This is a genomic window from Pseudomonas sp. 1 (assembly GCF_056626735.1).
Genome location: NZ_JBWXMQ010000008.1, coordinates 146189 through 169332, shown reverse-complemented (window position 1 = coordinate 169332; position 23144 = coordinate 146189). Strand labels below are relative to the sequence as shown.

The following is a 23144-nucleotide window of genomic DNA, read 5'->3' as shown; positions in this document are numbered from 1 at the left end:
GTGGCAAGTATGGAGTGTCGACCCTCCATCCTCTGCACCTGACTCAACTGGAACAGCCAGTGCCCATCACCTGATATTGCAGAACGTGGCGCTCGCCATGGGAATCTTCGTAGGTCATCTGCACCGGCACCGGGGCGCATTCGTTGGCCGGTTCGGTAATGGAGATGACGTGCTCGATATCCAGATTTGTCGAAGAACTGTAGGTCTCGACCGGGATATTCGCCGCGTCCGTGTTATCGGCGTAAGCGTGTGCACCGAAACTGCCAAGCATTAAAACCAGCGCGATTTTCTTGAAGCTCATGATGTTCACCGTCTCGTTGAGGACCGTGTTTGTTCACGGGTTGGAGACGATGCTAAGGGTTGGGGTGGCGAGGAAATATCGGCGGGTTGGACAAACACTGTTGCTGGATTTCGTATGAATCGGATCAAGCCTGCAAAACCGCCTTCAACGTCATCCATCGACCGTCCAGGTTGACGCACGCCCACCCGAATGTTCAGATGCCGCCCTGTTTCAGGTGTCCCATGCCGCCGTGCATGGGGTGAAACGGGAAACCGGTACGTTCTTTTCGAACAAGTCCGGTGCTGCCCCCGCAACGGTAGGCGCGTGATGCTTTCGACACACCACTGTGGCCAGACGGCCATGGGAAGGTGAAAGCGTCCAGACGCGCGAGCCCGGAGACCGGCCTGAAATGCTTTTGGCAAACTCCTGCGGTGGGCGGGCATGGGCCGGTGTCGGCGTGTGCGCGATGCCTTCTCTTGCATGCTCTTCTGCGAAGATCCTTTCGAGAAGACGATGATCAAACCTTTCAACACTCCGGCTCCATCCCTGTTGTTCGGCTGTCTGTTCAGCCCCCTGTTGCTGGCGGATGACACGCCGCTCGAACTCCATCAGCAAATCGTTTCCGCGCCGTCCGTGGAGTCCACCACGGTGGCCGACATGGCGCAGTTCGGCAGCAAGGTCGAGATTGTCACCCGTGAGCAGATTGAGCGCGCGGGCCCCAGCGCCGATGTCAGCCGCGTGATGCAGATGTTCATTCCCGGTCTGTACGTCGCGCCGAAAAACGGCCCGTTCGACTACGGCACTTATTCTCTGCTGGGCGGGCGCAACGACGACACGCTGATCCTGCTCGACGGCGTGCGTCTGAACAATCGCCTGTACGGCGGTTTGTACCTCGACACTTTGCCGGCCAATGCCATCGAACGCATCGAAGTGCTGAAGGGTGGGCAAAGCCTGTTGTTCGGTACGCAAGCGGTGTCGGGCGTGATCAACATCGTCACCCGCAGCCCGCACAGCCGCAAAGCCTCCGGTGAAGTGAACATGGGCCTGGACACCTTCGGCGGCACCACCGGTGATGCGCGGGCCGAGAACATTTTCAGCAACGGTTTTGGCGATCTGGGCTTGCTGGCCTATGTCAGCCATAACGTCTCGGACGGCTATCAGCCGTTTCGTAATCGCGACCTGAAAAACGTCTCCGAAAAGAAACGCGCCTATGAAGTCACAACGTTCGGCGGCAAGGCGATTCAGTCCTTCGGCGATGACAAACGACTGGAGCTGTTCTACCAATACGCCGACGCCAACCTCGATTTCGCCCGCCCGGTGGACAACCACAAGACCACCAACGACCGCGTCCAGCAGATCGCCACGGCGACCTTCGAACAGACTCTCAACGAGCGCCTGAGCTACTTCGTCAAAGGTCATATCAACGACTGGGACACCCGGTACACGCGCATCAACAACACCGCCAATGGCGGCACCCGAACCATCAATCACAACGACTACTGGGGCTTCACCGACTGGGGCGTGCAGGCCGAAGGCAAGGCGCAATTGCCCGGCGGGCACGTACTGGTGTTCGGCACGGACAACCAGTGGTTCAAAGGTCAGGACGATGTGCTGATCATCGACAACGACAAGGCCGAAGCCCATGCGCTGTATACCCAATTGCGCCCGCAGATTGACGCCCTGCCCGACTGGCACCCGAGCATCGGCATTCGTCACGAAGCCATGGGCGGTGGCGACAGCGCCACGGTCGGCATGCTCACTTCGCTGTATGACCTGAACGAAAACTGGGCCCTGCGCGGCCAGTACGGCACGGCCTACAAACTGCCGAACGCCGAGCAATTGTTCGTCAACGAGCCCGGTGATGAGTTGGGCAACCGTAATCTGAAACCGGAGAAAAGCCGCAACGCCGAACTCGGTCTGGATTACAAAGGCCTGCTGCTCGACCGCGAGTTCAGCGCCAGCGTCACCCTGTTCAAACGCAAGATCGACGACCTGATCACCCTCGACGACATCCAGTGGGTCAACGGCCAGGGCCGGGTGCAGATGCGCGGTTTCGAAGCGGACGCCAGACTGGCGCTCAACGAGCAATGGAGCCTGCAGGCCGACATGACCCGCAACCTCACCGAGTCGCGCTCGGGAGTAACGCTGAACGATGTGCCAAGCTTTTTCGCCCGCTCACGCATTGGCTACGAGTCGGTCGACCGGATGTGGGGCGCCGGCGGTGCGATCCGCTATATCCGCGACGTGATCAGCTCGAAACAGATCGAATACGGCCATTATTCGGTGGTGGACGCCGATGCTTATCGCTATCTCGACGGCGCCCATCAGCATCGCCTGAGTCTGTTGGTGGAGAACCTGTTCGACCGTGACTACGTCACCAGTCGCTCGAACAACGTCGACAACCTCGGGCGGCCGTTCACCTCCGAAGTCCGCTACACGTACCGCTTCTGATGACTGACATCATCACTACCGACGGCGTTGATTCGCATCCGGACTGGTCGCAGGTGCCCGAGCATGCGCGCCATGTGTTCCTTTGCACCGGCCCGCGCTGCACCCAGCGCGGCGCCTTGCAGTTATGGAAAACCCTGCGCCGGCACCTGCTGGTGCATGACCGCATAGAAACGCCGGGCGGCGTTCTGCTGACCCGCACCCATTGTCAGTTCCCGTGCAATCTGGGGCCGATTGTGACGGTGTATCCGGAGATGTGCTGGTACGGCGTGCGCAGTCACGCGGATGCCCAACGACTGGTCGAGGGGCATCTGGTGGGCGGTGAAGTGGTCGAGGATTTGTTGATCAGGGCGCGCTCATGAGAGGACTCGTTTTTTTGGGCGCCCTGCTCTGCGCGTGCCCGGTCTGGGGCGACAGTTACCGCAACTGCGGCGAGACCTGGAACGCGCCGGCCGCGCCACCGTCGCGGATCGTCGCCCTCAATCAGCACGCCGCCGATCTGGTGCTGGCATTGGGTGCAGGCCCCGCCCTGGCGGGCGTCGCCTATCTGGACGACACCGGCGCACCGCAGTCCGAATATTTCGGCGTGCCGGTCATTGCGCCCCGCTACCCCTCGAGCGAAGTGTTGTACGCGCAGAAGCCGGATCTGGTGATCGGCGGGTTCGCCTCGGCCTTCGGCAACGGCGTGACGTCACGCAGCGGGCTGGGGCGCAACGGTGTGGCGTCCTATCTGCTGGAGTCAGCGTGCAACGGGTATTCGCTGGACTACTTCGAACACATCCGCAACGACCTCTCGACCCTTGGCGCGCTGCTGCACAAGCAGCCGCGTGCGCGCGAGCTGAGCGATAAGCTGGACGCCGATCTGAACCGTGCGAAAGCACTGGCCGGCTCGGACGAACCGCTCTCGGTGTTCTATCTGGACAGTGAGGTCAACGGCCTCGACAGCGAGGGTCGACGGGGTTTCGTCACCCCGCTGCTGGCTGCTGCCGGCGCGCGAAATCTGTTCGCCGATATCAACCAGTACCGGGTAACCGTGAGCCGCGAAACCCTGCTCGCCAGCGATCCGGACGTGATCCTGCTGGCCGACGCGCAATGGTCGCCGGCCAGTCGCAAGCGTCACTTGCTCGGGCAGGATCCGGTGTTGTCGACCCTGCGGGCGGTACGCGAGAAAAGGATGATCGACATTCCCTTCACTCATCTGCTGCCCACGGTGGACAGCGGTCGTGTGGCCCTGGATTTGGCGCAGCAGTTCAAAGCAATTCGGGCGACCGAGACCGATCATTGACGGCATCAATAACAACCATTAATTCAATGAAGTTCTCATATCGAGTCCAAAGCGTAGGATCTGCTCCACACCAACCCACTGCACACGGAGTACAGAACCATGAAACGCCAGACCCTCTTTGGTATCGCCTTCTCGCTTTTCGCCCTGAATGCTTTTGCAGCGACTGAAACCGACCCGCTGTTCAGCGATGCGGTTGCCTCTGCGACTCAGACCGATCCGCTGTTTAGTGACGCCGTTGCCGCGACTGAAACAGATCCGCTGTTCAGTGATGCGGTTGCCGAAGGTGGTTCTGACCGTCTGATCGAACGTCGTAACGTCTGAATGCGGGGTTTTACCGCAGTACTCGACAAAAGCCCGGCCTTATCCGCCGGGCTTTTTCATGCCTGATGGATAGCTGTCGCCGCCGCCGAGGAGCCAACTTCACGCAAGATCCGTTCGATGTCCGGTCTCGTCCACTTCTCCCACGGGCACTCGTCTTTTGTATCGCCGCGATGCCAGTATTCTCCGGCATCAAATGCAAGGTAGATGGAAAAGGCTGGCTCAGGCATGTCGGCATGCATAGACAAATCAACGATATCGCTGAATAGAATATTCATGACGTGATCGCAGTCATGAAAGTCCCACGCGCCTTCACTGAAAAACCTGGCCATCGCCAGGGCGAGCTGATTCAGAAGATCGCGCAAATCGAGCTGCAAGCGAACGCATATACCGTTCAAGTCCATCTCGGGATCTTTGACCAAATCGTCCAATACGCCATGCAGCTCCGCGCTGCTTAAAAATCTGCTCATTGCGGAGTTCGACCGGGTTCAGGGTTCACGCTTACTTCATTCATAAAACTTTCCAGCGAACAGAATCGCTGCACAGCGCTGCCATACATTCGATTGAGCACTATCGGCCAAAGGAGATCGGTTGCTGGCATGCGCCCATGCAGCTGCCGCATCGAGAAACGCATCAACTGTTCCGTTTTCCCATTCCTGGCTATCAGATCGATCTATCGATGAGGGAGCGTTATGTTCCAACAAGCGCTCACTGGCAAAATCAGCCCCCAGCGCCTCGACAAATCGAATGAACGACTCCTCATCTCTGACAAGCGCTAACAATTCATCAAGATCGACAGGCGTGGGCATAGGTTTTCCGGATAGGGCTTTTCAAGTGAATGCATGCTGCGACAGGGAAACGCGAACGGTCAACTCTACGTCGGACGTTACGGCACAGTTCCTCCGGCATAAAGGTCTGCACTTTTGCTACGCTGGCGCGCCGCTTGCCCAAGGACCTATGGCACATGGAAATTGACCCGCACTTCATTCTTCATGAAACCGAGCACTGGATCGTCAACCACCATCTGGCCAGTGCACTTCCCGGCTATTTGATGCTGGGGACCAAAGTCCAAACCAACTCACTGGCCGAGCTGTCGACCGAGGCATTGGCGGAGCTTGGAGGGCTGATCGCAAGAACCCAGCAGATCTATGCCGAAAATCCCCTGTCATCGACCGATGGCGCAGAACTGACGCTGTTCGTTTGGCGAGAATTTGGTGAGAATCCCACACCGCCGGCGATTCAGGGGTGCTCTGTTGAGGAGGTGATTGAAGAACTGCGCAGTGCTTTCAAGTGATCAGTTCATCGAGTCGCCCGCTGCGCTGATGACTCAATCGAAGGCGCCATTGAGCACCTCATAAATTAGCCCGGTGGCCAGTGCGACCAGGATCAGATCGGTGCCGACCTGCTGCCATTCGTAGCCGTCGTAGTGCGGCAGTCTGCCGACCAGTCGACCATCAAGCTTCTTCGCAATACCGGGCGGCACCGGTTTGCCGCGGGCCAGGTTTTTCTGGATGCCGGGCGGCAACGCCGGGCCCGGCGTCCAGTAGCCGCGATAGCCGTCCACGATGCCGATCACCCCGGCGTGGTCGATACTCGGTCCATGCCCCTGATAGCCGCCCCCGCCTTTTTTCCCCTGATTGCCATGATCCTGGCTGTTATGCGGATTGCCTTTGCCCTGTCCCTTTCCGTTGCCAGGATCGGCCAGCGCTGTCAGCGAACTGCTCAGCACTGCAATACAGGTCGTGGTCGCAATCAATGTGCGTAAACCGGACATCGGTCGTTCCTTGAATGGATGGGTGTCTGTGGATTCTAGTCAGTTTTTTTACAGGCATGCTGAGACGGCCCTGTCATCGGGGTTCTGGGACGACTTTCAGCCGAAGGGGGGCAGATTTCAGCTTCATATCCTTGTGCAAATCCGGCGGCGTGGCACTGCCGGGAGAAAATTCGCCATCGAATAGCCTTCATTGATTGAGGCTTTTGTCTACGCTCTGCGTTAGCCAACCAAACCGAGGACATCTGTGGCTGACCGCGAGCAACTCCATCGAAACGGTTACGTGGTGCTGCGCCAGGCAATTGCGCCAGCATGGCTGGACACTCTGCGTGCAGTCTTCGATGCAGGCGTGAAACCTTCCGGTGAATGGCCCGTGCCCCGTGGCATCGACTGGCGCCATTCGCAGCTGGACACTGACGCCACCGTTCAGGCCGTGTGCCGATTGCCACCCTTGCTGGCGGTGGTCGGCGAGTTGATCGGCGAGCGCTTCTTCCTCTCTCAGGTCGAGGGCCGCGAACCGCTTATCCATGGCGGCCACCAGCAGCTGCACCGCGACTTGTCGGCGCAACGCCCCGGCGACACCGTCAATGCGCTGGTGTACCTCGACGCTTACGGCCCGGAAAACGGTGCAACCCGCATCGTTCCCGGTAGCCACCGCCCTGCCCTCAGCGACCTTCCGTTCAACTTCACGGACGAATCCCCATCCGTACAACTGACGGGCAGCGCGGGCGATATCCTGATCTTCGATGCCGACCTGATCCACGCCGGCAGCCTGAACTCCACTGGCGCACGCCGTCGCACCCTGTTGATCACCTTTTTTTCCGAATCGCTCTACGCCACACACCTGGAAACAGTGAACCTCAGAAACATACGAATGGACACGTCTGAGCGGCTCGATCCGACGGACTTTGCGTTCGCGATTGCGGGATCATTCATTTGACTTGATTGCCTGAGGCAACTATATAGTTGCCTCAGGCAAACAAATGAGCGTCCACCATGTCCACGATCAACGACCGCGCCGACATCGTCCGGCAGTTCAACCGCTTCTACACCCATCAGATCGGCGTGTTGCAGGAACACTTGCTGCAAAGCGAGTACTCGCTCACCGAGTTGCGCATCCTCTACGAACTCGCGTCCCAGGGCGATCTGACCAGCACCGACCTGCGCCAGATGCTCGGCCTCGACGCGGGCTACATGAGCCGGCTCATCAGCGGTTTCGACAAAAAAGGCCTGATCCAGAAGGTCCCCTCCGCCACCGACGCCCGCGCCAGTCAGTTACACATCACCGACCTCGGCCGCGAGATCCTCGCGCCGCTGGAGCAAGCCTCGCGGCAAGAAGTCATTACTCTGCTCGAACGCCTGTCCGAACCGCAGCAACTGCAACTGATCGCATCGATGAAGCAGATCCAGACGCTACTTGAGGGCGGCCAGTCAATGACCTACCTGCTGCGCGATCCGCAACCCGGTGACATGGGGCTGGTGGTGCGTCAGCAAACCGCGATCTACAGCCGAGAATACGGCTGGAATTCGGAGTTCGAAGCGCTGGTGTCAGAAGTCGTCGCCAAGTACCTGCGCGAATTCAACCCCACGGTCGAGCGCTGCTGGATCGCGGAGAAGGACGGCAAGGTGGTGGGTTCGGTATTCGTCATCCGCCACGACCAAACCACCGCGAAACTGCGCATGCTCTACGTGGATGCCAGTGCGCGGGGTTTGGGGATCGGCAATCGCCTGGTCGAGGAATGCCTGCGGTTCGCCCGGGATGTCGGCTACAAAAAGATGATTCTGTGGACCACCAGCAATCTGGTGGATGCCCGCCGGTTGTATCAGCGGGCGGGGTTTGAGCTGGTCGAGGAAGAGCCGATTCACAGCTTCGGCAAGGATTTGGTGAGTCAGACGTGGGCAATTGAGTTGTGAAGCTAGGGCCCGCAGTGAGTTGACGTAGTCAACGTTGACCGAAGCTGCTGTGGTAGCGATCGGCCAGAGTACACGTCGCCGATGGTGGCCAGGTCCAATTTCCAGACGCTCGATGGCAGGGCGCTGTGTTTGGCTTTGGTATGAACATCGGCTCAGCCGGCGCAGATCGCCCTACTCGCCTTGGGCACCCACCACGTCGATTCGAGTGATTCCGACCAGACCCGCCTGCTCGATTATCTCGTCGGGTGTGGAGTCTGCATCAGGCATGATCAGGCTGTTCTCGCCATCCCCGAAATGTAACTGCAACAAGTGCATGGCCGCGTCCTGAATGGGTAATTCAGGCTGCTTCAGTTCAAGCTGATGGGTACGGGGCTGGTCGTTGAACAGGTACGTGATCGTGTAATTGCGCATGGATGACTCCCTCAGAATAGTAATCGGCACCTATCCTGACTGAGCGGTCAGCTTATAGTTCAAGTAAATGCGGTTCATGAGTTTCGACCCAGTCACCTGTTCTGATCAGCCTCGCGACAAGGCCTTCAGACGCTCCACCAGCGCGGCTTCGAAAATGATGTACAACCTCTCGGCATCGCCGACACGCAAAGCTCCGCCGGTTTCCAGTCCCAGCACGAATCCATCCGCCCGCGCCCCAGCCTTGACAGCAATGATCATCGAATCTGCCCGGACAATCTGCGCCAGCAGTCGATCCGCTTCACGCTGAATTTTCTCGCCCAACACTACGCCTTCCACATCCCCACCCAAATACCTTTAATTCGACATCCAATAAACGACGCCGATAACCGATGAAACCCAAATGATGGGTCAGGATCGCTCAACCCGCAACAACAGCACACATCGCCCTTGGGACCACAGGTTGCCCGTTGATCTACGACGTGTAATAGAACCCCCTCCAGAAAGGACGGTCTGCTCTTTCATGACCTCTCGCAAGGAACTCCAATGTCCGCGCAGCGCAATCTGGTAATACTCGCCCGGGGTGGATACGCCTCCCGAGGAGTGCTCTATTTGATCATCGGTATATTCGCGTTAATGGCAGCCCATGACTCAACAAAACCGAAAGACAGTCACAAGAGCCTTGAGGCCTTGCTGAGCCAACCGTTCGGCTATTTTCTGGTGGGCGTTGTGGTAGCAGGTCTGCTTGCATTTTCGGCCTGGCGTGTCCTGCAAGCCGTACGCGATGTCGATCATCACGGCACGCAATTCAAGGGTCTGGTGATTCGTGCAGGCCTGTTTGCAGGAGGTTTGGTCAACGGTGCTCTAGCGTTTTTTGCGTTGGGCCTGCTCGTGAGCGGCACCCGAAATTCGAGCCATTCAGGCGAGCAGACCAAAGATTGGCTGGCGCACCTTCTGTCGTGGGAACACTCGAATTTATTGTTGTATCTGATCGCTCTCATACCACTGGGCGTTGGCGTTGCTCACATCATCAAGGGATGGAAGGCCTCGTTCGAGAAGTATTTTGAGGCCGACGAAGAGGTCATGCGCTATGTCCGTCCGGTGTCACAATTCGGCCTGATCGCCCGTGGAGTCGTGTTTATGGAAATTGCTTTGCTGCTGGCAGTGAGCGGTTCCGCTTATCAAGCCATGGACCCACCAGGCATGAAGGAAGCGCTGGACGCACTCCAGAACCTACCCGCCGGATGGCTTGTCTTGATGGTGATGGCCCTGGGGCTGATTGCCTTCTCGGTTTACAGTTTCTCTGAAGCGTGTTGGCGCAAGATAAATATGGATGTGCCAGGCGTAGCCAAATGAAAAGCCCGGCATTGAGGTAAGCCATGCGCACCGTTCATATTGCTAAGATGCAACCGGCCGCATCCATCCGCGCCTGACTTTACGGCTGGATCCCCCGCCTGAAACCGCTACCGTTCCCCATCCGGAACAAGGAACCCAAGCGCAATGTCCATCGCCGACAACCTCCTCGCCTTCACCCTCGCCGCCACGCTGCTGACGCTGACACCCGGCCTCGACACCGCGCTGGTGCTGCGCACCGCCACCGTCGAAGGCAAGCAACAGGCCTTGCGCGCAGCGTTGGGTATCAACGCCGGTTGCCTGTTGTGGGGCGCGGCGGTGGCGTTTGGGTTGGGGGCGTTGATTGCGGTGTCGGAGCTGGCCTACAACCTGTTGAAGTATTGCGGCGCAGCGTATCTGGCGTGGCTGGGGTTGAACATGCTGCTGCGCCCTCGCCGTTCGCTGGCACCGGCCGAGGCCGACGGCAAGCCGGGGGCGAACTGGTTTTTCAAGGGCATGCTGGGGAATGTGCTGAATCCGAAGATCGGGATTTTCTACGTGTCGTTTCTGCCACAGTTCATTGCGCAAGGTCAGCCGCTGGTACCGTGGACGTTCGGGCTGGTGAGCATTCATGTGGTGCTCGGGCTGATCTGGTCGCTGGTGTTGATTGGCGCGACGCAGCCGCTGTCCGGGTTTCTGCGCCGTGAGAAAGTGATTCGCTGGATGGATCGCACCACCGGGGTGATTTTCGTGTTGTTTGCCGCGCGGTTGGCGTTCAGCAAGCGTTGAAGTGCCCACGCTAAACAAACCTTCGGTCGAGACCTGCCACTACACCAAAATCAAGGCTTGCCCATCACATATGGATATCCGTATATTCGGCCAACCATATGTACTCAAGGCGTCGCCATGCTCAACCCCGCCTCCGTTTTCAAATGCCTCGCCGACGAAACCCGCGCCCGGGCCACGCTGCTGATCACCCGAGAAGGTGAGTTGTGTGTCTGCGAACTGGTCTGCGCGCTGGACGACAGTCAGCCGAAAATCTCCCGCCATCTCGCACAACTGCGCACCTGCGGTTTGTTGCTGGATCGCCGTCAGGGCCAGTGGGTTTACTACCGGCTCAACCCCGACCTGCCGACATGGATTCGCACGCTGCTTGAAACCACGCTCGCCGCCAATAGCGCCTGGCTGGAAGAAAACAGCGCCCGCCTCGACGCCATGGGCGACCGTCCGCTCAATACATCCGCCTGCTGCTGAGGATCAATCATGCGCGTTCTATTCATGTGCACCGCCAACAGCTGCCGCAGCATTCTGTCGGAGGCAATGTTCAACCACCTGGCGCCGGCCGGTTTCGAAGCCGTCAGCGCCGGCAGTTTCCCCAAGGGCCAGGTGCTGCCGCGCAGTCTGACTACGTTGCAGGCAGCCGGCATTTCCATCGCCGGGCTGAGCAGCAAGGGCAACGAGGCCTTCGAAGACAATCCGCCGGACATCGTCATCACCGTGTGCGACAAGGCCGCCGGTGAAGCCTGTCCGGTGTACTTCGGCCCGGCCCTGAAAGCCCATTGGGGGCTGGAAGATCCGTCGGACGTGCGCGGTGATGAGCGCACCATCGACGCTGCTTTCCGCGCCACCCTCGCCCGAATCGAAACCCGCTGCCGGGCCTTCCTCGCCCTGCCCTTCGCCCAACTTGACCGTGATGCCCTCAAGCGCGAGCTCGACCGCATCAGCACGCTGTAACCGGAGCCGACATGACCGACCTGCCCAACCTCGATCCCTCACTGGTTCAGAAAACCACTCGTGACGAAGGCGCCCACAAGCCGCGCATCCTGTTGCTGTACGGCTCGACTCGCCCGCGCTCCTTCAGCCGTTTGCTGGTCGAAGAAGCCGCCCGCCTGCTGGAGCACTTCGGTGCCGAGACGCGAATCTTCAACCCTTCGGGCCTGCCGCTGCCGGACGATGCGCCGGGCGATCACCCGAAAGTCCAGGAACTGCTCGAACTGATGCAATGGTCGGAAGGCCAGGTCTGGTGCTCGCCGGAACGTCACGGCGCCATGTCGGCGGTGTTCAAGGCGCAGATCGACTGGGTGCCGCTGGCACTTGGCGCGGTGCGTCCGACCCAAGGAAAGACCCTGGCGGTGATGCAGGTCTGCGGCGGTTCGCAATCCTTCAACGTGGTCAATCAACTGCGCGTGCTGGGCCGCTGGATGCGCATGTTCACCATCCCCAATCAATCGTCGGTGCCCAAGGCTTATCTGGAATTCGATGAAAGCAACCGCATGAAGCCTTCGGCGCTGTACGACCGGGTGGTGGACGTGATGGAAGAGTTGGTGAAATTCACGCTGTTGCTGCGAGATCGCCCGGATCTGGTGGATCGCTACTCGGAGCGCAAGGAATCGGCAGAAGAGTTGATGCAGCGGGTCAATCAGCGGTCGATCTGATGACCAGACCTCACAATAAAAAACCGGTGCGAACGTTCGCACCGGTTTTTTTTTCGTCGCCGGGTTACGGCTGGATGGAAGCATCGTCGCTTTGAGGTGACTTGTTTTCAGCGGGCAACCGTCGACGGCGCATCAGGCGATACGCCGCCGGTATGACAAACAGGGACAACAGCGGCGCCGTGACCATACCGCCGACCATGGGCGCGGCGATGCGGCTCATGACTTCGCTGCCGGTGCCGCTGCCCAGCAGAATCGGCAACAGGCCGGCGATGATCACGGCCACGGTCATCGCCTTGGGGCGCACGCGTTGCACAGCGCCTTCGCGAATCGCCGCGACCAGTCCACGTTCAGAGTGGTCGCCGAGGCCTTCGCGCTCGGCCCAGGCGTTTTTCAGGTAGAGCAGCATGATCACGCCGAACTCGGCCGAAACCCCGGCCAGTGCAATAAAGCCAACCCCGGTCGCGACCGACAAGTTGTAGCCCAGCAAATACAGGAACCACGCACCGCCGCTCAATGCGAACGGCAACGTGGCCATGATCAGTAGCGCCTCATCGAAGCGAGCGAAGGTCAGGTAGAGCAGCACGAAGATAATCAGCAGCGTGGCAGGCACTACCAGTTTCAGCCGCGCATTGGCCCGCTCCAGAAACTCGAACTGCCCGGAATAGCTCAGGCTCATACCGGGCTGCAATTTCGCCTGTTCATTGACGGCGCGACGCAGATCGGCCACTACCGAAGCGATGTCCCGCCCGCGCACGTCGATGTACACCCAACCGGACGGCCGGGCGTTCTCGCTCTTGAGCATTGGTGGGCCGTCCGTGACCTTGATCTTCGCCAGCATGCCGAGGGTGATCTGGCTGCCGGAAGGCGTGTAGATCGGCAATTGCTCCAGCGCGCCGGGCGAATCACGCCACTCTCGTGGATAACGGATGTTGATCGGAAACCGCGCCAGCCCCTCGATGGTTTCCCCGATGTTTTCCCCGCCAATGGCACCGGAGACGATGGATTGCACATCGCTGATGTTCAGCCCGTAGCGGCCGGCGGCGTTGCGGTCGATATCCACATCGATGTAGCGGCCACCGGTCAGGCGCTCGGCCAGTGCCGAACTGACGCCGGGCACACCTTTGGCCACCCGCTCGACGGCCTGGGTCGCGGCGTCGATCTGGGCCAGATCGTTGCCGGCGACTTTCACGCCGATGGGACTTTTGATCCCGGTGGCGAGCATGTCGATGCGATTGCGGATAGGTGGAATCCAGATGTTGGTCAGGCCCGGCACTCGCACCACGCGATCCAGTTCTTCCACGAGTTTTTCCGGGGTCATGCCCGGACGCCATTGATCGTGGGGCTTGAATTGGATAGTGGTCTCGAACATCTCCAGCGGTGCCGGGTCGGTAGCGGTTTCCGCGCGACCAGCCTTGCCGAATACATGCTCGACCTCGGGCACTGACTTGATCAGCCGATCGGTCTGCTGCAACAGTTGCGCGGCTTTTTGCGCCGACAAACCCGGCAAGGCCGAAGGCATGTACAGCAGATCGCCCTCGTCCAGCGGCGGGAGGAATTCGCCACCAAGCCGCGAAATCGGCCAGGCCGCGCTGACGAATACCAGCAATGCCACCAGCAGAGTGAGTTTCGGCCGCCGCAACACCGCATCCAGCGCCGGCTGATAGATCCGGATCAACCAGCGGTTGAGCGGATTGTAGCGTTCATCCGGAATCCGCCCGCGAATCCAGTAGCCCATCAGCACCGGTACCAGCGTCACAGAAAGTCCCGCTGCTGCCGCCATGGCGTAGGTCTTGGTGAACGCCAGCGGACCGAACAGCCGCCCTTCCTGGGCCTGCAAGGTGAACACCGGAATGAACGATAGCGTGATGATCAGCAAACAGAAAAACAGCGCCGGCCCCACCTCCGCTGCCGCGTCGGTCATCACCTGCCAATGGCGCTCGCCCTTGAGCGCCTGCCCCGGATGGGCTGCGTGCCACGCTTCGATTTTCTTGTGGGCGTTCTCGATCATCACCACCGCCGCATCGACCATCGCACCAATGGCGATGGCGATCCCGCCCAACGACATGATGTTGGCGTTCAAGCCCTGATAACGCATCACAATGAAGGCGATCAGCACGCCCATCGGCAACGAAATAATCGCCACCAGCGAAGAGCGCAAATGCCAGAGGAAGATCCCGCACACCAGCGCGACGACGATGAACTCTTCGAGCAGTTTGTGGCTGAGATTTTCCACGGCGCGATCGATCAGTTTGCTGCGATCGTAGGTGGTGACGATCTCGACGCCGGGCGGCAGGCTGCTTTTCATGTCATCGAGTTTGGCCTTGACCGCCGCGATGGTCTCGCGGGCGTTCTTGCCGCTGCGCAGGATTACCACGCCGCCGACGGTTTCGCCCTGGCCGTCTAGCTCGGTGATGCCCCGACGCATGTCCGGCCCGGTCTGAACCGTTGCGACATCGCCGAGAGTTACCGGCACCCCGCCAGCACCGAGCTTTAACGGGATAGCCCGAAAATCATCAAGCGTCTTCAGGTAGCCGGAAGCGCGCACGATGAATTCGGTTTCGGCCATTTCCAGCACCGCGCCACCGGTTTCCTGATTGGCCTTGCCGATGGCTTCGCGCACCTGCGCCAGAGTGATACCCAAACTGGCCAGCCGCACCGGATCGGGCTGCACCTGATACTGCTTGACCATGCCGCCAACGGTAGCGACCTCGGCGACGTCGGGCAGGGTCTTGAGCTCGAACTTGAGGAACCAGTCCTGTAACGCCCGAAGCTGCGCCAGATCATGCCCGCCGCTGCGATCCACCAGCGCGTACTGATAGATCCAGCCGACGCCGGTCGCATCCGGACCCAATCCCGGTTTGACGCCGGCAGGCAGGCGACTCTGGATCTGGCTCAGGTACTCCAGCACTCGCGAGCGCGCCCAGTATTGATCGGTGCCGTCTTCGAACAGCACGTAAACGAAGCTGTCACCGAAGAACGAATAACCGCGTACGGTTTTCGCCCCCGGCACCGAGAGCATGGTGGTGGTCAGCGGATAGGTCACCTGATTCTCGACAATCTGCGGCGCCTGTCCGGGGTACGGCGTGCGGATGATCACCTGCACATCGGACAGATCCGGCAGCGCATCGATCGGTGTGTTCTGCACCGACCACACGCCCCAACCCGTGACGAACAGCGTCGCCAGCAGCACCAGAAAACGATTGGCGACGGACCAGCGAATCAGCGCGGCGATCATGGCTGGCTCCCCGAAACGTTCCCGCCCGATTCAAGCGGCTCGGCGACGATGCCCTTGAGACTGGCCTCCGAATCGAGCAGGAACTGGCCGGACGTCACGACGCTCTGCCCTTCTGCCAGGCCCTCGAGGATCACCGTTCTGCCGTCGCTTTCCTGACCGAGGCGCACCTCCACCGGGCGATAGTGCCCCGCGTCTTCGGCGAGCATGACCAATGCCCGCTTGCCGGTGCGAATAACTGCCTCGCTGGGCACCGACAAACTGTCTTGCCCGGTCGATCGGTTCAACCGCACTTGCGCCGTCATCCCCGGCCGCAATCGGCCGTCGGCATTGGTCAGCTCAACCCTGACGCGCAGGGTTCGGCTGTCCGGGTTGGTGTCCGGCAGAATCGCGCTGACCGTTCCGTTGAATACTCTGCCGGGAAAGGCCGGCAGGCGTGCTTCGACGGCCTGCCCCACGGCAACCGAGCCGGTCTGCGATTCCGGCACCGCCACAGCGAGCCAGACACTGTTCAGCCCGTTGACCCGCGCCAGGGTTTCACCGCTCGCCACGGTCATGCCCGCCCGCACATCGAGTGCTTGCAGCACACCGCCCAAAGGGCTGGTGACCGTCAGTTCGGACTGCACCTTGCCGCTGCGCTCCACTTGAGCAATCAAGCTTGCTGGCATCCCGGTCAGCCGCAAGCGCTGGCGCGCCGCCGCGATGAGGTCAGCATCGCCGCTACGCCTGAGCGCCAGAAACTCGCTCTGGGCCGCCGTCCATTCCGGCAAGAGAATGTCTGCCAACGCCGTGCCAGCCGTGAGCACGTCCCCCGGCGCACGGGCGTAAACCCGCTCGACAAACCCATTGGTGCGCGCCTGGATCACCGCGACATCGCGCTCGTTGAACCCCAGCACACCGCTCACATCGAGGCTTGAGGTGAAGGCGCCGCGACTGACCGGCGCCACACGCAGACCGAGGTTCTGACTCAGCCCCGGATCAATGCTGACGGTCGCACTGCCCTCCTCGCCGCTGGCGTATCGGGGCACCAGTTGCATGTCCATGAAGGGTGACTTGCCCGGTTTGTCGAACTTCTGCTGCGGGTACATCGGGTCATACCAGTACAAGGCCTTGGGCTCAGTGCTCGGCGCAGGGGCTGAAGCCGCTACTCCGTTCATTCGCTGATAGGCCAATCCGTAACCGCCACCCACGCCCACCGCCAGCGCGAGGCCGGCCAGCCACACGCCGTTCCATTGTTTACGGTTCACAGGCTGGTCTCCCCATAAGCGAAATGCAGACGCGCAGCGGTCAGTGCGCGCTGTTCTTCCATGTCGATCTGTTTGAGGCGGGCCTCGATGAGTTCGCGGCGGGCGTTGACCACCGCGCTCAAATCGCCCTGGCCGGCGCGATAACTGGCCAGGCTCAGATCGACTTTCTCTCTGGCCAGCGGCACCAGGCTTTCTTCGGTGCGGCGTACGGCCCGATCGAGGCGCTGGTAATCGGCCAACTGGTTTTCCAGTTGTTCGGTGTGCTCGCGGGACAGGGCCTCGCGCTCGGCTTGCAGTTGGCTGACCTCGGCCTGTCTGGCGGCGATTTTCGGGTTCTGCCGCGTCTCGGGAAACAGCGGCAGATCCCAGGAAAACTGCACGCTGACCATGTCGCCAAACTCGCGCCCCCGGTGCTGGTAATCCACCTCCCAGCTCCAGTCGGACTTTTTCTCGGACACCGCCTCTTGCACCCTGGCCTGGGCTTCGCGGGTCATGGGGGCGAAAGCAGCGAGTTCGGGATGGTGTTGCAGTTGATGATTGAAGGTCGAGGCATCGACCGGCCACACGGGCAAACCGCCCTCGGGCTTGTCGTTGGCGGCGCTGCCGATCCAGCGTTTGAGCGCGGCTCGGGCCAGAGTACGCTCGAGGGTCAGGCTGTCCTGTTGCTCGGCGAGTCGGGCCGCTTCTTGCTTCGGCGTCACCGCGTCGGCAGGTTGCGCGCGGCCACCGGCGATCTGCGCCCGGACGGTCTCACTCAGCAGGCGATTTTCCTTGAAGAGATCCCGGAACAGCGCTTCCTTACGCTCGACCGAATAGCCGCTGATCCACGCCAGCGCTGTCGCCTGACGCACCTTCAAACGCTCGACCCTGCGCTCGGCCGCCGCGCGCTCAATAGCGGCGTCGGCAACTTCGATGCGCGCCTTGCGTTTGTCTGCGTTGGGCATCTCCTGCCGGTAACCGACCATCTGCATGGTCATGAAGTCCTGATCGACGCTCCAGCGATCCGGGCCGCCCACGGGGTAGTTCTGCAAACCGAGCAACAGCTTGGGATCGGGCAACTCGCCCGCCGGAATTGCCGCGCTGCTGGCGGCCTGGATTTTCTGATCTTGTGCGGTCAGCGACGGCGCATTGTTTTCGGCCAGCCGCAGCGCTTGATCGAGTGTCAGCGCGGCGGCGAAACCCGGCCACGCGAGCACGCTTGCCGCAAGGCCGGCCACCAGAGGCCAACCCGCGCAATTGCACTTGAATGTCATGTTTACGATTCCTGTGATCGTCCACTGCGCGCGGCGTAAAACACGCGCACAGCCAAATCACTCCGCCTGGGCGGAATGAGCTTCGAGGGGGGGACAGGAATCAGGTGCGGGGCGGTCGCCAGACCCCGGACGGGGCCGCTAGCGGCAGGGAGTCACTGAAGAACGAATGCGTGACAGGGCTGAAAACGGTAACGGGCGGCTTGAGGATCGCGACTTGCAGCAGGCCGCCGGTCTTGCACTCCTGGCCGGGTTTGCAGGGGGAGCCATGGTCGGCAGGACTCTTCATGTCCTTGCAGCAATCCATGTTCATGCCGTCCATCATCGCCATGCCCATGGTTTGCATCGGGCACGGTTCTGTCGGTGCCTGCACGCCCGCCATCCCGCTGAGGGGAAGCGCCAGGCTGATCAGGAAAACGAGACAAAACCGCAGATAGCGTTTCATGGCCGGGAGTCTAGTCGTGAAAACGGGCGCCTACAATCGGCTGCCCGGCGATCTCACCGGACACGCATTAAGCCAGGATTAGCAGCAGAAAATGATGCAGCAGGCGCCCGATCACCTAACCTCAATGCTTGTGTGATCAACCGGAATCGCCCAGTCCCATGCGTAATGCATTGAAGTCATTGATGTTCATCGCCTTGATCGTGCTCGGTTCAGGGTTCGTGGCGGTGTCGGCCGCCGACTTGCCTGGCACACCGGATGTCAGCACTGGCGCCCCGCTCCCCGGCGTCTCGCAAAGCGATCTGCAAGCCCTGCAACTGCGCCTCGACGGCCTCAAGCAGCAGATCTCGTCCGCCAACAATTACAACCAGCTCGAAGGCCCGCAGGATCGGGTGCAGACGTTCATTCTGGACATCGATCGGCTGTCGGCCTCGCTGTTGCCGCAGCAGGCGCAACTGACCGTGCAATTGGGCGTGCTGGGTGCAGCGCCGACCGAAGCGGTGGCCGCCGAACAAGCTGATATCGCCGCGCAACGGGCGACATTGATCGAGCAGAAAACCAAAGTCGATACGGCGTTGAAGAACCTCGCCACCCTCAAGCAAAGCGCCACGGATCTGATCACGCAGATCGCCGGCATCCGCCGCACGCTGCTCGAAAGCGAACTGATGCTGAGCACCCACAGCATTCTGAATCCCGGTTTCTGGACGCCCCTTTTCAATCCTTCGCCAGATGACCGCCAGCGCCTGCGGGTTTTCGTCGAACAGGTACAACAGACCGGCGCCGAGGCGTGGCGACCCGGCCAGCGCTTTTACACCGCATTGCTGGTGATATTGGCGTTTATCGTCTGGACGTTTGGACGGCGGCTCGCTGACCGCTGGATGGCCTGGGTGTGCATTCACCGCATGCCGGAGGGTCGGCTGCGTCGCAGTTCGCTGGCGTTTGCCTCGGCACTGGCAACACTTGCGACCACCGCCATCGCCCTGGAGTTGTTGTACTACGCGTGCACCCGTCACGTGCCGTTGCCGCCGATGCTGGCGACGTTTTCCGATGAGTTCGAGAAAGTCGTTTACGCCTGCGTGTTGATCACAGGGCTCAGCCGCGCCTTGCTGTCCACCGAGCACCCGTCATGGCGGTTGCCGGCGGTGGCCGACGAGGTCGCAGACACGCTGCAGCCATTCGCGCCGATCCTCGCCGCGACGCTGCTGGTGCTGGTGACGTCGGTGCAGGTCAGTAACGCCTCTGGCATGAGCAGCCAGATCGTGCTCGCAGGCCGAGGCATCATTGCGCTGGTGGTGCTGGTCATCGTCACGACGTTGCTGATGCGCGTCGGCAGGGTGCGCAAAGTGTTGGCGGCGGCTGGCGATACGCAGGTAACGGGCAACACGTTTGCCGGGGTGATTTACACCGTGGCCACCCTGGCAATGGTGCTGTCGTTCGGCACCCTGCTGACCGGGTATGTGTCGCTCGCGCGGTTCATCACCTACGAACTGGTGTGGGCGTTTATCGTGTTTTCCGGGTTTTACCTGCTGATGCAGTTGCTCAAGGACAGCTGCGAGTACTTCTTTTCACCCCGCCATTCCAGCGGCAAGGCGCTGAAACAGCTGCTGGGTGTCGGTGATCGGCGTCTCGAACAGGCCTCGACCCTGCTGGCCGGTTTTGGTCGGGCTGCGCTGTTGCTGTTGGCGGTGATCACGCTGTTTGTCGGCGGGATCGGCACCACCCTGGGCCAACTGGCCAACAACATCGGCACGATCCTCGGCGGCGCCGGCCTGCGCAAGCTGAACATCGTCCCCGGCCACTTGCTCAACGCCGTGCTGGCGCTGCTCATCGGCATCTACCTGATCCGCGCCCTGCGCCGCTGGCTCGACAACGAGTTTCTGCCCAAGACCGACATGGACCCGGGCATGTGCGCTTCGCTCAGCACTCTGTTTTCCAACATCGGTTATGCGGTGGTGATCCTGCTGACCCTGTCATCGCTAGGCGTGCAATGGACCAATCTGGCGTGGATCGTCAGCGCCCTGTCGGTGGGCATCGGCTTCGGCTTGCAGGAGATCGTGAAGAACTTTGTCTCCGGGCTGATCCTGCTCACCGAACGCCCGGTCAAGGTCGGCGACCTGATCAGCATCAGCGGCGTCGAGGGCGACATCCGCCGGATCAACGTGCGCGCCACCGAAATCCAGCTCAGCGACCGCTCGATCGTAATCGTGCCCAACTCGCAGCTGATCTCGCAGAACCTGCGCAACGTCACACTGGGTGGCAGCGCCCAGGGCGTGGCGACACTGGAGCTGATGTTTCCGCTGGATATCGACCCCGAACAGGTCAAAAGCCTGCTGCTCGACACCTACACCGAACACGAAACCATCCTCGATAAACCGGCACCGTTCGTGCGCTTCAGCAAGCTATCGCCCGATGGCATCACGTTGACCGTGACCGGCTACGTCGACAGTCCGAGGATTGTCGGCACGACCAAGAGTGATCTGTTGTTCGAGATTCTCAAGCGGCTGGGGGCGGCGGGGATTGAGTTGGCCAAACCTGCACAGCCGGCTGGCTGAGGGGGAGCGCTGCGCTGTGACTGCCTGATCAGGACTCAGGTGTGTCGACTGCTTCGGGAGTGGCCTCGGCCGCCATTTTCAACCGATCAGCCTTGCTGATGTACTTCGGCTTGTTGCTCTTGGGTGCCAGTTTGGCGTTGGCCTTTCTGGATTTTTCCTTGAAAAGTTGCTGCAGTTTTTTCTGGCGATTCATGGTCATCTACCCGGCTGTAAAGGCTTGAATGATAACAGCTGAATCAGCCGGCGCAGAGGCAGGCGAAACCTCACGCTCAATCAAGCCTTCACGCTAACCGGCTCGCAAATCCGGTTAAACGCCGGAGAGCACCCCGGGGTCGCCCGTGCGCCACACATTGTCAACCGTGACGCTTTGAATCAGCCAGGCGTCGCCTGCCCGCACCAGTTTTACGTCGTAACGGTTTTTCATGAGGTAGTGCCGTGAGTGATCACTTTGCGGCACGTGCTGGGCTTCCACGAGTGCATCAACCTGCGCCCGATCGCCAACGACGCTGACTCGCGGATTGCTGACAGAGTGCGTTGTATCGATACCGGCAAGCGAACCTGAAAGCGACGCCAAGATGGTCTGACGCCCCTCCAGAACAGGGTATTCGAACCCGGCCTTTGCAGCGGCGGGCCGGAAGTCGGAAATCGCATCCTCGGTAAACGCCGACGCCAGTAATGCTTCGTCGCGCAGATCGATTCCAGCGGCAAACCGGTACAGCGTTTCAACCACCGCAAGTTTGTCTGCGGTGTCCTGCAACTGTGTGGATGACATACTTGAAGCCTTAGGTGAAGTGAGCTTGAGGATTTCGCCAGGCGCTAGGCCGAAGCGGACTCGCGTTTCAGAAATCAGTAACGGTTGTGCCTGCGATACTTTCGGCAAACCCGATGCCGAACACCCGGGCCGGCGTTTCAAAACCCGGCCGTCGCTCCCCGCTCAACACACGACGCGCGGCTTCGACAGCTGCGAGCGGCGTGTAGGTGTAGCCGTTGACGGTCTCGATCACCGAGCATGCAACGCTGCCGTTGGCGCCGCTGACTTCAGCCACCGCTCGGGCGCGATGTGCCTCGCGCTGTTCGACGCTTGGGCCGTCTGGCAGTTGCGCCAGATCGCCTTCCGGAAACGCGTCACCGCTGATGTGCACGAACATGGCGATATCGGGAATACCGGTGGAATGCCAGCCGGTCACCAGATCACCGAATGACAGGGGCGCACAGAGCACCGGCCCGTCACCAAAATCGAAGTGACGGGGCTGCGCGTCAGGCGCTGCGACCAGTTGTCCATCGACCCGAGCCAACAGGCCTGCACCAATGATTTCGCCGACACTCAGGGCCGAGCCGCGCGACATCGAGCCCGCGACCTGCAAGGCGATTTTCAATGAACGCGGTTGTGGCACCCGTTGAGCAACACGCATCGCCAGACAATCGGTCGGCACCACATCCCAGCCGACGCCGGGCAACAACATCACGTTCGCACTGGCTGCTTGAGCACCCAACTGCTCGGCACGCCGATAGACATTGATTTCCGCCGTGATGTCCAGATAGTCGACACCGGCCTGGATGCACGCCTGCATCAAGGCGTCTGCCGTCTGGGCGAACGGACCCGCGAAATTCAGCAGTACCGCGATACCCTCCAATGATTGAGCTGTCAGTTCATTGGGCTTGAACACCCGAAAAGGAACATCCAGTTGCGCAGCGAGCAACTCGAGCGTTTCGGCCGTGCGCCCAGCGATGACCAGGTCCAGCCCCAGTGCCTTGGCATGTTCGGCTGCCATGCGCCCGGTGTACCCGGTCGCGCCGTAGATCATCAGTGTGCTCATTGGCCGTGCTGCCATTTTTTGAAGACAAATTCGAGGCTGTAACCGTCCGGATCGAGGACATTGGCAGCGTAGTAATCGGGGTCGTAATGCAGACGTGCGCCTGGAGCGCCGTTATCGACAGCACCACTGTTGATCGCCGCCGCGTAAGCTGCGTCAACTTCGGCCTTGCTGTTGGCGACAAACCCGACGTGCACCGCCCGCCCTTCCACCACGCCTTCGCGCAACCAGAAAAACATCCGGCCATGGGCACCGAAACCTTTCAGATCCGGATGGCCGGGTGGGCCGTCCTTGCCGTCGTAATCAAGCCTGGCGGTAATGCCCAGCGGGGTCAGCGCGGCGGTGTAGAAATCAATGGAGCGCTCAATGTCGCTGACTGACAGAAAGATGTGATCAAGCATGGAGTTACCTCGCCT

General features: G+C 60.6%; 27 protein-coding genes and 1 riboswitch. Of the genes, 13 read left to right on the top strand and 14 right to left on the bottom strand.

Translation table 11 applies throughout. The annotated features are described in order from the left end of the window. Positions 1-43: 43 nt before the first annotated feature. Positions 44-301, bottom strand: coding sequence for a DUF2790 domain-containing protein (locus tag AC1MDC_RS14285; protein WP_085700278.1), 258 nt, complete (start codon positions 299-301; stop codon positions 44-46). Between the two features lie 195 nt (positions 302-496). Continuing rightward, positions 497-702, top strand: a riboswitch (cobalamin riboswitch). Positions 703-793: 91 nt separating this feature from the next. Between AC1MDC_RS14285 and AC1MDC_RS14280 the strand changes: the two genes are divergently transcribed. The 4 genes from AC1MDC_RS14280 (at position 794) to AC1MDC_RS14265 (ending at position 4334) form a co-directional block, all read left to right on the top strand. Continuing rightward, the gene (locus tag AC1MDC_RS14280; RefSeq protein ID WP_266200559.1) at positions 794-2731 is read left to right on the top strand and encodes a TonB-dependent receptor plug domain-containing protein; all 1938 of its coding nucleotides are present in this window, start codon (positions 794-796) and stop codon (positions 2729-2731) included. Then, on the top strand, positions 2731-3090 hold the full coding sequence (locus tag AC1MDC_RS14275; protein WP_480393205.1) for a (2Fe-2S) ferredoxin domain-containing protein: 360 nt from the start codon (positions 2731-2733) through the stop codon (positions 3088-3090). The genes AC1MDC_RS14280 and AC1MDC_RS14275 overlap by 1 nt, the downstream gene beginning before the upstream one ends. Further along, positions 3087-4013, top strand: a complete 927-nt coding sequence (locus AC1MDC_RS14270; protein ID WP_480393204.1) for an ABC transporter substrate-binding protein — start codon at positions 3087-3089, stop codon at positions 4011-4013. The genes AC1MDC_RS14275 and AC1MDC_RS14270 overlap by 4 nt, the downstream gene beginning before the upstream one ends. A gap of 99 nt (positions 4014-4112) precedes the next feature. Then, positions 4113-4334 (top strand): hypothetical protein, encoded by a 222-nt coding sequence (locus AC1MDC_RS14265; protein ID WP_085703760.1) that lies wholly within the window; start codon positions 4113-4115, stop codon positions 4332-4334. Positions 4335-4390: 56 nt separating this feature from the next. Here AC1MDC_RS14265 and AC1MDC_RS14260 read toward each other — a convergent pair whose 3' ends face one another. Together AC1MDC_RS14260 and AC1MDC_RS14255 are read right to left on the bottom strand one after the other, a co-directional pair. Next, a complete protein-coding gene (locus AC1MDC_RS14260; RefSeq protein ID WP_480393203.1) occupies positions 4391-4801 on the bottom strand; it encodes a hypothetical protein in 411 nt (136 codons plus the stop codon). Between the two features lie 36 nt (positions 4802-4837). Beyond that, entirely contained in the window at positions 4838-5140 is a 303-nt protein-coding gene (locus AC1MDC_RS14255) for a DUF7660 family protein (RefSeq protein WP_085700283.1), read from the bottom strand. Positions 5141-5295: 155 nt separating this feature from the next. Here AC1MDC_RS14255 and AC1MDC_RS14250 point away from each other — a divergent pair, with 155 nt between their 5' ends. After that, entirely contained in the window at positions 5296-5625 is a 330-nt protein-coding gene (locus tag AC1MDC_RS14250) for a hypothetical protein (protein ID WP_480393202.1), read from the top strand. Positions 5626-5658: 33 nt separating this feature from the next. Here the strand turns inward: AC1MDC_RS14250 and AC1MDC_RS14245 are convergent, their stop codons facing one another. Next, positions 5659-6105, bottom strand: a complete 447-nt coding sequence (locus AC1MDC_RS14245) for an anti-virulence regulator CigR family protein (RefSeq protein WP_480393201.1) — start codon at positions 6103-6105, stop codon at positions 5659-5661. Positions 6106-6349: 244 nt separating this feature from the next. Here AC1MDC_RS14245 and AC1MDC_RS14240 point away from each other — a divergent pair, with 244 nt between their 5' ends. Together AC1MDC_RS14240 and AC1MDC_RS14235 are read left to right on the top strand one after the other, a co-directional pair. Next, positions 6350-7042 carry a phytanoyl-CoA dioxygenase family protein gene (locus AC1MDC_RS14240; protein WP_480393200.1) on the top strand — a complete coding sequence of 231 codons (693 nt, stop codon included), beginning with the start codon at positions 6350-6352 and terminating at the stop codon, positions 7040-7042. Positions 7043-7098: 56 nt separating this feature from the next. Then, on the top strand, positions 7099-8016 hold the full coding sequence (locus AC1MDC_RS14235) for a bifunctional helix-turn-helix transcriptional regulator/GNAT family N-acetyltransferase (RefSeq protein WP_480393199.1): 918 nt from the start codon (positions 7099-7101) through the stop codon (positions 8014-8016). A 171-nt stretch (positions 8017-8187) separates the two neighbouring features. On the opposite strand, the gene AC1MDC_RS14230 is transcribed toward AC1MDC_RS14235, so the two are convergent. Beyond that, on the bottom strand, positions 8188-8427 hold the full coding sequence (locus AC1MDC_RS14230) for a hypothetical protein (RefSeq protein ID WP_085700288.1): 240 nt from the start codon (positions 8425-8427) through the stop codon (positions 8188-8190). A 105-nt stretch (positions 8428-8532) separates the two neighbouring features. Continuing rightward, positions 8533-8763: a hypothetical protein gene (locus AC1MDC_RS14225; RefSeq protein ID WP_227235363.1), complete on the bottom strand. Its 231-nt coding sequence runs from the start codon at positions 8761-8763 to the stop codon at positions 8533-8535. A 207-nt stretch (positions 8764-8970) separates the two neighbouring features. Here AC1MDC_RS14225 and AC1MDC_RS14220 point away from each other — a divergent pair, with 207 nt between their 5' ends. The 5 genes from AC1MDC_RS14220 to arsH all read left to right on the top strand — a co-directional run bounded on the left by AC1MDC_RS14220 (position 8971) and on the right by arsH (position 12191). Further along, positions 8971-9780, top strand: coding sequence for a DUF1206 domain-containing protein (locus AC1MDC_RS14220; RefSeq protein ID WP_480393198.1), 810 nt, complete (start codon positions 8971-8973; stop codon positions 9778-9780). A gap of 144 nt (positions 9781-9924) precedes the next feature. Continuing rightward, the gene (locus AC1MDC_RS14215) at positions 9925-10545 is read left to right on the top strand and encodes a LysE family translocator (protein WP_085700291.1); all 621 of its coding nucleotides are present in this window, start codon (positions 9925-9927) and stop codon (positions 10543-10545) included. Between the two features lie 117 nt (positions 10546-10662). Next, positions 10663-11010, top strand: coding sequence for a metalloregulator ArsR/SmtB family transcription factor (locus tag AC1MDC_RS14210; RefSeq protein ID WP_085703754.1), 348 nt, complete (start codon positions 10663-10665; stop codon positions 11008-11010). A gap of 9 nt (positions 11011-11019) precedes the next feature. Beyond that, positions 11020-11490 (top strand): arsenate reductase ArsC, encoded by a 471-nt coding sequence (locus tag AC1MDC_RS14205; RefSeq protein WP_085700293.1) that lies wholly within the window; start codon positions 11020-11022, stop codon positions 11488-11490. Between the two features lie 11 nt (positions 11491-11501). Beyond that, positions 11502-12191 carry an arsenical resistance protein ArsH gene (arsH, locus tag AC1MDC_RS14200; RefSeq protein WP_227235360.1) on the top strand — a complete coding sequence of 230 codons (690 nt, stop codon included), beginning with the start codon at positions 11502-11504 and terminating at the stop codon, positions 12189-12191. Positions 12192-12255: 64 nt separating this feature from the next. Here arsH and AC1MDC_RS14195 read toward each other — a convergent pair whose 3' ends face one another. The 4 genes from AC1MDC_RS14195 to AC1MDC_RS14180 form a co-directional block, all read right to left on the bottom strand. After that, on the bottom strand, positions 12256-15426 hold the full coding sequence (locus AC1MDC_RS14195; RefSeq protein WP_085703752.1) for an efflux RND transporter permease subunit: 3171 nt from the start codon (positions 15424-15426) through the stop codon (positions 12256-12258). After that, positions 15423-16670 (bottom strand): efflux RND transporter periplasmic adaptor subunit, encoded by a 1248-nt coding sequence (locus AC1MDC_RS14190; protein WP_234204981.1) that lies wholly within the window; start codon positions 16668-16670, stop codon positions 15423-15425. The genes AC1MDC_RS14195 and AC1MDC_RS14190 overlap by 4 nt, the downstream gene beginning before the upstream one ends. Next, positions 16667-17923 (bottom strand): TolC family protein, encoded by a 1257-nt coding sequence (locus tag AC1MDC_RS14185; protein WP_266200564.1) that lies wholly within the window; start codon positions 17921-17923, stop codon positions 16667-16669. The genes AC1MDC_RS14190 and AC1MDC_RS14185 overlap by 4 nt, the downstream gene beginning before the upstream one ends. A gap of 100 nt (positions 17924-18023) precedes the next feature. Continuing rightward, the gene (locus AC1MDC_RS14180) at positions 18024-18365 is read right to left on the bottom strand and encodes a hypothetical protein (protein ID WP_085703749.1); all 342 of its coding nucleotides are present in this window, start codon (positions 18363-18365) and stop codon (positions 18024-18026) included. A 158-nt stretch (positions 18366-18523) separates the two neighbouring features. Here AC1MDC_RS14180 and AC1MDC_RS14175 point away from each other — a divergent pair, with 158 nt between their 5' ends. Beyond that, complete coding sequence (locus AC1MDC_RS14175; protein WP_480393197.1) at positions 18524-20914, top strand: DUF3772 domain-containing protein; 2391 nt, start codon at positions 18524-18526, stop codon at positions 20912-20914. Between the two features lie 28 nt (positions 20915-20942). On the opposite strand, the gene AC1MDC_RS14170 is transcribed toward AC1MDC_RS14175, so the two are convergent. The 4 genes from AC1MDC_RS14170 to AC1MDC_RS14155 form a co-directional block, all read right to left on the bottom strand. After that, positions 20943-21107, bottom strand: coding sequence for a DUF2986 domain-containing protein (locus AC1MDC_RS14170; protein WP_085700296.1), 165 nt, complete (start codon positions 21105-21107; stop codon positions 20943-20945). A 114-nt stretch (positions 21108-21221) separates the two neighbouring features. Next, on the bottom strand, positions 21222-21686 hold the full coding sequence (locus tag AC1MDC_RS14165; RefSeq protein WP_085700297.1) for a nuclear transport factor 2 family protein: 465 nt from the start codon (positions 21684-21686) through the stop codon (positions 21222-21224). 67 nt (positions 21687-21753) lie between these two features. Further along, positions 21754-22731 carry a saccharopine dehydrogenase family protein gene (locus AC1MDC_RS14160; protein ID WP_085700298.1) on the bottom strand — a complete coding sequence of 326 codons (978 nt, stop codon included), beginning with the start codon at positions 22729-22731 and terminating at the stop codon, positions 21754-21756. After that, on the bottom strand, positions 22728-23129 hold the full coding sequence (locus tag AC1MDC_RS14155; RefSeq protein ID WP_085700299.1) for a VOC family protein: 402 nt from the start codon (positions 23127-23129) through the stop codon (positions 22728-22730). Before AC1MDC_RS14155 ends, AC1MDC_RS14160 begins: the two co-directional genes overlap by 4 nt. Positions 23130-23144 lie beyond the last annotated feature (15 nt).

Bases quoted from the DNA above. Each gene is read 5' to 3' on its own strand.
- AC1MDC_RS14285 (WP_085700278.1), bottom strand. From the start codon at position 301: ATGAGCTTCAAGAAAATCGCGCTGGTTTTAATGCTTGGCAGTTTCGGT.
- AC1MDC_RS14280 (WP_266200559.1), top strand. From the start codon at position 794: ATGATCAAACCTTTCAACACTCCGGCTCCATCCCTGTTGTTCGGCTGT.
- AC1MDC_RS14275 (WP_480393205.1), top strand. From the start codon at position 2,731: ATGACTGACATCATCACTACCGACGGCGTTGATTCGCATCCGGACTGG.
- AC1MDC_RS14270 (WP_480393204.1), top strand. From the start codon at position 3,087: ATGAGAGGACTCGTTTTTTTGGGCGCCCTGCTCTGCGCGTGCCCGGTC.
- AC1MDC_RS14265 (WP_085703760.1), top strand. From the start codon at position 4,113: ATGAAACGCCAGACCCTCTTTGGTATCGCCTTCTCGCTTTTCGCCCTG.
- AC1MDC_RS14260 (WP_480393203.1), bottom strand. From the start codon at position 4,801: ATGAGCAGATTTTTAAGCAGCGCGGAGCTGCATGGCGTATTGGACGAT.
- AC1MDC_RS14255 (WP_085700283.1), bottom strand. From the start codon at position 5,140: ATGCCCACGCCTGTCGATCTTGATGAATTGTTAGCGCTTGTCAGAGAT.
- AC1MDC_RS14250 (WP_480393202.1), top strand. From the start codon at position 5,296: ATGGAAATTGACCCGCACTTCATTCTTCATGAAACCGAGCACTGGATC.
- AC1MDC_RS14245 (WP_480393201.1), bottom strand. From the start codon at position 6,105: ATGTCCGGTTTACGCACATTGATTGCGACCACGACCTGTATTGCAGTG.
- AC1MDC_RS14235 (WP_480393199.1), top strand. From the start codon at position 7,099: ATGTCCACGATCAACGACCGCGCCGACATCGTCCGGCAGTTCAACCGC.
- AC1MDC_RS14230 (WP_085700288.1), bottom strand. From the start codon at position 8,427: ATGCGCAATTACACGATCACGTACCTGTTCAACGACCAGCCCCGTACC.
- AC1MDC_RS14220 (WP_480393198.1), top strand. From the start codon at position 8,971: ATGTCCGCGCAGCGCAATCTGGTAATACTCGCCCGGGGTGGATACGCC.
- AC1MDC_RS14215 (WP_085700291.1), top strand. From the start codon at position 9,925: ATGTCCATCGCCGACAACCTCCTCGCCTTCACCCTCGCCGCCACGCTG.
- AC1MDC_RS14210 (WP_085703754.1), top strand. From the start codon at position 10,663: ATGCTCAACCCCGCCTCCGTTTTCAAATGCCTCGCCGACGAAACCCGC.
- AC1MDC_RS14205 (WP_085700293.1), top strand. From the start codon at position 11,020: ATGCGCGTTCTATTCATGTGCACCGCCAACAGCTGCCGCAGCATTCTG.
- arsH (WP_227235360.1), top strand. From the start codon at position 11,502: ATGACCGACCTGCCCAACCTCGATCCCTCACTGGTTCAGAAAACCACT.
- AC1MDC_RS14195 (WP_085703752.1), bottom strand. From the start codon at position 15,426: ATGATCGCCGCGCTGATTCGCTGGTCCGTCGCCAATCGTTTTCTGGTG.
- AC1MDC_RS14185 (WP_266200564.1), bottom strand. From the start codon at position 17,923: ATGACATTCAAGTGCAATTGCGCGGGTTGGCCTCTGGTGGCCGGCCTT.
- AC1MDC_RS14180 (WP_085703749.1), bottom strand. From the start codon at position 18,365: ATGAAACGCTATCTGCGGTTTTGTCTCGTTTTCCTGATCAGCCTGGCG.
- AC1MDC_RS14175 (WP_480393197.1), top strand. From the start codon at position 18,524: ATGCGTAATGCATTGAAGTCATTGATGTTCATCGCCTTGATCGTGCTC.
- AC1MDC_RS14170 (WP_085700296.1), bottom strand. From the start codon at position 21,107: ATGAATCGCCAGAAAAAACTGCAGCAACTTTTCAAGGAAAAATCCAGA.
- AC1MDC_RS14165 (WP_085700297.1), bottom strand. From the start codon at position 21,686: ATGTCATCCACACAGTTGCAGGACACCGCAGACAAACTTGCGGTGGTT.
- AC1MDC_RS14160 (WP_085700298.1), bottom strand. From the start codon at position 22,731: ATGAGCACACTGATGATCTACGGCGCGACCGGGTACACCGGGCGCATG.
- AC1MDC_RS14155 (WP_085700299.1), bottom strand. From the start codon at position 23,129: ATGCTTGATCACATCTTTCTGTCAGTCAGCGACATTGAGCGCTCCATT.